The sequence below is a fragment of the Faecalibacterium sp. DFI.5.82 genome (assembly GCF_029076575.1).
GTDB lineage: Bacteria > Bacillota > Clostridia > Oscillospirales > Ruminococcaceae > Faecalibacterium > Faecalibacterium duncaniae.
Window position 1 is genome coordinate 1 of sequence record NZ_JARFIS010001101.1, and the last position, 289, is coordinate 289.

Sequence of the window (289 nt, forward strand, 5' to 3'; positions counted from 1 at the left end):
CCAACGTCCCCTTCCGGGAGCTGACCCCGGAAGAGCGTGACATAGTGTTCCACGTCCCCGCCAAAAAGGTGCACCTGCTCTACCAGAACAGCAAGACCGGCGCGGCGGGTGAAATGGATTTCACCTACTTCAACGCCGTTTATACCGTAGAGAACGCTCTTGCCAAGGTGACGGATGAAAAGGGCATGAAGCGGGTGGAGCGGTTCCTGAAGCAGGGCCCCTGCCCCGCGTGCGGCGGCTCCAGCCCGATGCCCCGCAGCCGGGGGGCCCGGGCCGCGGCGTTCAGGCG

Annotated in this window: 1 pseudogene; it reads left to right on the forward strand. The window is 65.1% G+C overall.

Going from position 1 to position 289, the window contains the following annotated elements:
- Positions 1–289: pseudogene (locus tag P0G09_RS20325) on the forward strand (excinuclease ABC subunit UvrA); the annotation flags it as partial.